At 59.9% G+C, this 6592-nt stretch carries 7 protein-coding genes; 4 read left to right on the top strand and 3 right to left on the bottom strand.

Annotation, left to right across the window (positions count from 1 at the left end; translation table 11 throughout):
• From FFS21_RS26585 to FFS21_RS26575, 3 genes are all read left to right on the top strand, one after another.
• A partial coding sequence (locus FFS21_RS26585; RefSeq protein ID WP_249359671.1) for a hypothetical protein occupies positions 1-303 on the top strand: 303 nt, incomplete at its 5' end.
• Positions 304-358: 55 nt separating this feature from the next.
• Entirely contained in the window at positions 359-949 is a 591-nt protein-coding gene (locus FFS21_RS26580; RefSeq protein WP_137927685.1) for a hypothetical protein, read from the top strand.
• 56 nt (positions 950-1005) lie between these two features.
• Positions 1006-1902: a DNA/RNA non-specific endonuclease gene (locus FFS21_RS26575; RefSeq protein ID WP_137927684.1), complete on the top strand. Its 897-nt coding sequence runs from the start codon at positions 1006-1008 to the stop codon at positions 1900-1902.
• A 99-nt stretch (positions 1903-2001) separates the two neighbouring features.
• On the opposite strand, the gene FFS21_RS26570 is transcribed toward FFS21_RS26575, so the two are convergent.
• From FFS21_RS26570 to FFS21_RS26560, 3 genes are all read right to left on the bottom strand, one after another.
• Positions 2002-2928 carry a hypothetical protein gene (locus tag FFS21_RS26570; protein WP_137927683.1) on the bottom strand — a complete coding sequence of 309 codons (927 nt, stop codon included), beginning with the start codon at positions 2926-2928 and terminating at the stop codon, positions 2002-2004.
• The gene (locus tag FFS21_RS26565; protein WP_137927682.1) at positions 2921-3211 is read right to left on the bottom strand and encodes an HU family DNA-binding protein; all 291 of its coding nucleotides are present in this window, start codon (positions 3209-3211) and stop codon (positions 2921-2923) included. Before FFS21_RS26565 ends, FFS21_RS26570 begins: the two co-directional genes overlap by 8 nt.
• A 196-nt stretch (positions 3212-3407) precedes the next feature.
• Positions 3408-4538 carry an integrase domain-containing protein gene (locus FFS21_RS26560; RefSeq protein ID WP_137927681.1) on the bottom strand — a complete coding sequence of 377 codons (1131 nt, stop codon included), beginning with the start codon at positions 4536-4538 and terminating at the stop codon, positions 3408-3410.
• A 1029-nt stretch (positions 4539-5567) separates the two neighbouring features.
• On the opposite strand from FFS21_RS26560, the gene FFS21_RS26555 reads away from it, so the two are divergent.
• Positions 5568-6590: a PRTRC system protein D gene (locus FFS21_RS26555; protein WP_137927680.1), complete on the top strand. Its 1023-nt coding sequence runs from the start codon at positions 5568-5570 to the stop codon at positions 6588-6590.
• The last annotated feature ends 2 nt before the right edge of the window (positions 6591-6592 follow it).

Genomic DNA, 6592 nt, shown 5'->3' with positions numbered 1-6592 from the left:
CCCGCGCATAGGAAACACAACCGACTCAGCATGCAACACAACGAACAAGAAGATCGGGAATATCCCGAGCCCGAAACCGTCCTGGCCATCCGCGGCGCCATCGTCACCGGCCAACTGGGGGGCCCAATGGGTCCGCCTGGCCATTGGTTGAATGAGTTCTGGCAGATCGGCGCCGCGCTGCGCGATCACGCCGAGATGCTGCAAGGCTTTCAATGCACCGCCCGGCGCGAGGTTCTCAGTACGACAAGCGAGTACCTGGCCTTCCGGGAGCCGATCACCGAACAGCCCGTCGGCCAATTCTGACTGGCGCATGTCGCGGGCAGGCATAATCCCGGGATTTTCAGCACCGGACCCTGCCATGCCCAGCGGCCTCCTCCAATGCGCCCACTGCGACGGCGCTCCCCTCTACATCGCCGGCCGGGTGCAGGCAGTCATTGTGTGTAAGGAATGCGGCATATCTACCCCGCCAATCCGAATGGATTCGGGAGATACGGATACGGTCTTTGCCCAGCTGAGCGCCATTTGGAACAACCGCGTCGAACACCGGCCTGCGGATCAGCAAGCCATTGCGATGACGGCCCGGCGCGCGCTCACTGCATCCGATATCCCCTACTTCCTGAACCTGGTCGCTTCTACAAGCACCGACTGGGAAGAGAACGGCCCCAAGTTCGCCGCTATGGCCGCGGCGCTCGCTGAACCCGGCTATGAGTTCAAGCACGTCGACCCGCCGGAAACCGTCGTCTCGCAGGCGGCCCGCTACCAGAAGCTTCTGAAACGCGCCAAGATTATCTACATCGATGGCGCCCCGATGGTCCGCTTCGACCATGTGCCCGCAATGTGCGCGGAGATTGCGGAAGAGTCCCTGGTCGACAAGGTTTGGCCGCTGCTAGACCTTCAGGAGTTCATCGGCAAGGCCATCGATGGCCTGCCGGATCATTGGCAACCTTGACTTTTCCGAGGTGCAGGCAAGCTAGAAGTGTCTTCACTACTCAGGGTACTTCCAGCATGATCCGCCATCTCGCAGTAGCACTCACCCTGGCGCTCGGCACGGCAGCGGCGTCCGCCAAAGACACAGCGCAGTGCCCGCACGTTCTCACCGCAGGCACGCCCACGGTCGCACAGGCGGCGAGCAATAACCGCCTGCTCTGCTACCGGGCCTACGCCGTTCTTTACTCGAGCCAGACCCGCACTGCCTTGTGGTCGGCGGAGCGCCTCACAGCCGCAGCCGTGGACGCAGCCCGCACGTTGCCGCGAGACAGCGATTTCTACGAAGAGGATCGTCTGCCGGCTCCTGATCGAGCACGCCTGGCGGATTTCGCACGATCTGGCTGGGACCGAGGCCACCTATCGCCAAGCGGTGATTTCGCAGACAAGGCATCGCAAGCCGAGAGCTTCAGCTTGGCGAACATCGTGCCGCAGAATAGCGTATCCAACCGTCGCACGTGGAGCCACATCGAGACTTCGACGCGTCGGCTGGCGCGACAATATGGCGCCATCCAGGTGGTCACCGGCCCTATGTTCTCGCGCGACAGTGCGACCCTCAACGGTAGGGTTCGGATCCCCGATTACCTATGGAAGGCTATCTATGTGCCCGGCGTCGGTGCCGGCGCCTATGTTGTCCGCAACGACGCAACGCCGGCATACAGCGCCATCAGCATCGAAGAGCTGGCGCACTTCACGGGCGTCGACCCATTCCCAGCGCTGACTCGCGCGCAGCGAGCTTCGGCACTCGATCTGCCAGCGCCTACGCCGCATCCTGGCGAAAAGATCTCCCGCCGCGTAGCATTCGCATGGCTAGTCTCGGGTGAATCGCTTGGGGATAAATCTGCTGCGCCGTCGCTCAACCGCCTTGTCGGCGATGCCAGTGCGCTCGCCACCATCATTCTTGCCTACGCGCGTTAGACGCTGATGGCCCCAGCGCCGAAAGGAACATGTTCCTTTCAAAAGCGACAAAAGAGGGGCCTGCGGACCCCTCTTTTGCCTTCAAAGCGCCGACAGATTTCAGCGTAGTAGCCAATAGGCTAGCGCACCGTAGTAGAGCGACAACGGAACGGCTGCACCGCAAAGCGAAGCAGCCACAAACCGGAATCGCGATGGGCGTGCGGCATGGGCGAGTTCGCGAGCACGGCTCCGAACCTGCGCTACCGTAGCGCTAACGAGACCGTCAGCGGCGGCCCCGTCCCAGGCAGCGAGCCATTCCATGTCCGAGTTATGTACATCACCGACGAAAAGCGAGATATCGGCCGCGCCCAAACGCCGTGCACGCTCCACGGCGAATTCCAGCATGAAAACGCTTCGCAATGGAATGTTGAGTTCCGGCTCGATCATCGCGAGCCAGCTGTAGTCTTGGTCGGGGAAAACCGGACCTGCCCTGTCGCCCTTCCCCACACGCCTCTGACAATTGAGCTCTAGATACTCGGCTGGCGCAGGAAAGCCGGCGATCCTGCGCCGCTCCGCAGGCGATATCGCGTGATATGCCGCCGAGCCACCGATGTCCTGCAGTCGTCGATGGCCGTTGCGCCCAAACCGGTCTGCCGCCGTCCGCTTTTCCCGCCATATGCAGCGACTCAGTTGCAACAATCGTGCCGGTGTCGCTGCCGCCTTAAGCTGCATGACGAAAGCGTCCCGGAGCGGGATCTGGGTCCAGTCGTCCATCTCGACTTGGATGCCACGGTAGAGCTTCGCAAACTTCGTTTCACCGAATACGAGCTCACCAGAAGCTGCCGCGATGGTACGTTCCACGAGGGCCTTGTACTGGAGGTTCGTGCCGCCGGTCAAACCATGCAAGACGCCATATACATGACAACGCACGCCGTTGTACTCAAACCTCGTCACATCGATGCGCTGTGGAACCTCTCCTGAGTCATTAAGCAACTCGGCAACGGACATGTACTTGGGCAGCTCGCCTGCGGCGCACTCCTTAGCCATGCGGCACCGCGTTGACCGCGTCCTTAAAACGCTGCCCAGCCTTGAACTTCACAGTGTTCGCCGCCTCGACCGTGATCTCTTCGCCGGTGCGGGGATTTCGGGCAAGCCGTTCGGCCCTTGTCCCTTTGCTGAAGGTTCCGAACCCCACCAGGCTCAACGATTCGCCTTTAGCTACCGCCTGGACGATGGCGGTCAGCGTGGCATTGAGCACCTGCTCAGCTTTCGTCTTGGACAAGCCATCGACACGTGCGGCGATCGCATCGATCAGTTCTGCCTTCGTCATTTTCAATCTCCAATTTTAAGAGGGAATCCGATTCAAGCATGCCGCGGTCACCCAAATTCCCCGAAAAGACAGCAGAAAAGTCCGAGCTTTCCGGTTTTTTAGCATGAGCACGCTCAGGCGAAGGGGGCCCATATCGCCGATGCCTAACCGCGCCTACCTTCGCGCCGACGCTGTCGGCAGCAGCGCGTATAAACATCTAGCTTGCGATGCGCCGGTATAGACTCTGGCGCGTTATCCCTAGCTCCGAAGCGGCTCTGCTCTTATTACCGCTGTGTCTGCGCAATGCCGCCTCGGCATCTTCACGAGATACCTCGGGCTTGCCGGCGGCAGCCATCGCAGCAAAGGTCGACAAATAGGCGCCACTCTTCGACGGCTTACTGTGGCCAGCAGCAAGAACGACCGCTTGAATTGCCTGACGATGAGCCTCCAGGTCCGGCGCCGCGCCACCCTTGACTGGCGCCGGTGCCCCCGCCTCCTCTTCGTACACCTGGTGTGCCCACCCATGCCGCAAACCGTGACTCGTTACGCCCAGGCCCTTTTTGTACACACCGTGCTTCCGCAGAACCGCGTTGTAGTAGTTTCGCCAGCGCTTCATGGAATATGAAGCCGGAGTCGTAGACCCACTCACGGGATCGATGACGCGTGCCGCCTTTTCCAGAACCATTAGCTGAAGTCGAATGGGAACCTCCCGCTTCCGGCCACCCTTGGTACCGTCGACGACCCGCAGTGTGTCCAAGTTTTTCAATGCGGTAGCGATCTTGAGCGACCAACTCTCCTCAATTCGTAACCCGAATGCGGCTTGTAGCTCCAATTGGATGGCTACACGCGGATCATCCTTCGCAATGTCGGCGATCACTGCCAGAGCGTCCACACCGCATCCTTCCCACGACTTGTCTCTCGTCGTCACATATGACCGAACGAGTCCATTCTCCTCGCGATCTGTGTAAGCACTTAGCGGACGAACGAGGTCGTGCTTGCCAAGCCATTGGCAGAAGGCCTTGAGGTGACTGAGCTTGTTCTCAATCGTCCCCCCTGTCTGTCCTTCCCGCACCCAGTACTCGACCAATGCCTGAATGTGCTTGTGCCGTAGCGAGTAAGGGCTCTCGATCATCAGGCCAAGTTCGCGGAGCTCCGCGAGTGAGCGACACACGGTGTACATCCGCCGCTCCTGCGTTTTGAGTGACGCGCTCTTGAGACTCATCCGTGTCTGGCTAAGGATCTTCCTCAGATTGTCCGAAAGTACCACCTCGGTCTCGGACTTCATTCGTGTGGGTAGGTCGTATTTAGCCAAAAGGCCCCGGATGTCGAACACCGCCGCCTGGCGCATGATTTCGCTCCTCTAATTGCTGTTCTCGACGCTGTGCGATCACGCGATGCCCCCGTAACACCGCGTTTGGCCTCAACGCCCCTCTCTGCCGTTTAACCACCGACCGTGGCCCTGCTCTTCCAGGTCCTTTAGCGATTCCATTGGCTGGTCAGCCCTCACGCGGAAGAAGCGTGCATGACTGTCCCGATCGAACCAACTGCGCTACGCGCAATAGGCTCGACGGGCTACCCGGTTGCTGGAGGGAACCGCTCCCCAACATGAACGCCACATGGTGCAAGCACCACGCTACGCCGCCCGCGTAACTCTTGTTGCGCTGTTCTTTTCTACGGCCGCGCACGCCGTTCGTATGAAGTTGGAGCGTCTGGTTGATCAGTTCAACCCACGTCCTGCCCGTCAGGTAGCGACATCTGAACCGCCGTGTATCGGGTTCACCGTTCGCATACCCCGCTTCTCGCCGCTGGGCTAGTGGAATAGATAGAGGCAACAATGTGTCCGGGTGTCCGGTTTGCACATGTCCTCATTTCAGCTCATTCCCCAAAACCGACCGCAAAGCCAATTGGTATCGCGGTGTCCGGGGTCCTCAGTGTGGGCCAGTATGTACTTGAGCCGATTGAAAAAAATGCCGCGACATTGTGCGGCTCGGACAGATGCGCCCCTAAACCCATTTGTAGGAAGGATTCAGAGGGTAGATTTGCCGCGCAAATGGCGGCGAGGTCGATGCGTCGGGGACGCGGTAGATGCGCCAAGCATAAACCACGATTCAAGCGTGTGGCAACGTATCGAAGCCTAATTTGGCGAGCTTTTGCGGACTTGACTTTGGTTTTGCGACGGTAGAGTGGGCTGTGACGATGTGCCACCAAGTCGGACCAACTGGCACTTGATCCGTCCATGTCCGAGATAGTGGCATCAAACTGAACCAACATCGTGGGACTTGGTGCCATCAACTAGGACATGGTGGGACTTGTGCGGACGTTTCCGAACTGGCGCATCGAGCAGAGCAACACAAACCATCTGAGAGGAATTGCGGTCATGAAGCAACACGCCGAACACATTAAGCACACGACCTTCGCCATCGACGTAGGCTACGGCAACACCAAGTCAGCCTGGGCTCAGGGCTCGGAGATCGCCATGAACATGTTTCCGTCCCTCGCACCGCTCGCGCCAAACACCGCGCTGAATAGCTTCGGCGGCGGCGTCTTCAAATCACGCAACGTCGTCACCGTGGAAGTGGATGGAGCGCGATACCAAGTGGGACCGGACGTATCGATCAGCGGTGCGCACGTACATACAGGTCGATCTCTGTCGGAGGATTTCGCAGCTACGTCAAACTATGCTGCGCTGCTGGCGGGTGCCCTTCATTACGCCGGCGCGCGCGAGGTAGAGCGCCTCGTTCTGGGGCTGCCGGTCCACAACACCCAGAAATACGCCGCCCACCTGAAAGACCGCTTCGCAGGCACGCATGATTTCGGGTGGGGCGAGATTCAGATTGGCAATGTACTCCCCCTGCCTCAGCCGCTCGGCACCCTTATCAGCTACATTCAGCAAAGCGGTAAGCAATACGATCCCGACAACGCCTACTTGGTCATCGACGTAGGCTATTTCACCACCGATTGGGTGGTTGCACGCGGCTACACGGTGGACGACACCCGCAGCGGTGGTGTGCCCGGCGGCGCGGCTCGCGTCTACCAGCAGGTCGCGAGCCTGATCACCGCTGACCGTGGCCAGCCGGACGCGGGCATCGAGCGCATCGACAAGGCCATCCGGGAATCCAAGCCCCTGGTATATTTTGGCGAGGATCTCGATATTGGCCCCTATCTGTCCGAAGCATTGGCGATCACCCAGCAACCAGTCAAGGAAATTCAGACCCGCGTCGGTCGTACTGATGATCTGCGCGCGATCATTTTGACTGGCGGCGGTGCACAGATCTATGCGCCGGCGATCCGCGCCGCCTTTCCCCTCAATGTCATCCACATGATGGATGCACCCTGCTTCGCGAACGTCCGCGGTTTCTACGCGATCGGGGCTGCGCGGCATGCAAACCGCAAGGCGTAAGG

Origin of the sequence: Cupriavidus sp. 2SB, from assembly GCF_005503625.1 — a bacterium.
Lineage (GTDB): Bacteria > Pseudomonadota > Gammaproteobacteria > Burkholderiales > Burkholderiaceae > Cupriavidus.
The sequence above is the reverse complement of the archived record's forward strand: the minus strand, read 5'-3'. Positions and strand labels throughout refer to the sequence as shown.

Excerpts from the sequence above, each read along its gene's own strand:
- FFS21_RS26580 (WP_137927685.1), top strand. The coding sequence starts at position 359 with ATGCCCAGCGGCCTCCTCCAATGCGCCCACTGCGACGGCGCTCCCCTC.
- FFS21_RS26575 (WP_137927684.1), top strand. The coding sequence starts at position 1,006 with ATGATCCGCCATCTCGCAGTAGCACTCACCCTGGCGCTCGGCACGGCA.
- FFS21_RS26570 (WP_137927683.1), bottom strand. The coding sequence starts at position 2,928 with ATGGCTAAGGAGTGCGCCGCAGGCGAGCTGCCCAAGTACATGTCCGTT.
- FFS21_RS26565 (WP_137927682.1), bottom strand. The coding sequence starts at position 3,211 with ATGACGAAGGCAGAACTGATCGATGCGATCGCCGCACGTGTCGATGGC.
- FFS21_RS26560 (WP_137927681.1), bottom strand. The coding sequence starts at position 4,538 with ATGCGCCAGGCGGCGGTGTTCGACATCCGGGGCCTTTTGGCTAAATAC.
- FFS21_RS26555 (WP_137927680.1), top strand. The coding sequence starts at position 5,568 with ATGAAGCAACACGCCGAACACATTAAGCACACGACCTTCGCCATCGAC.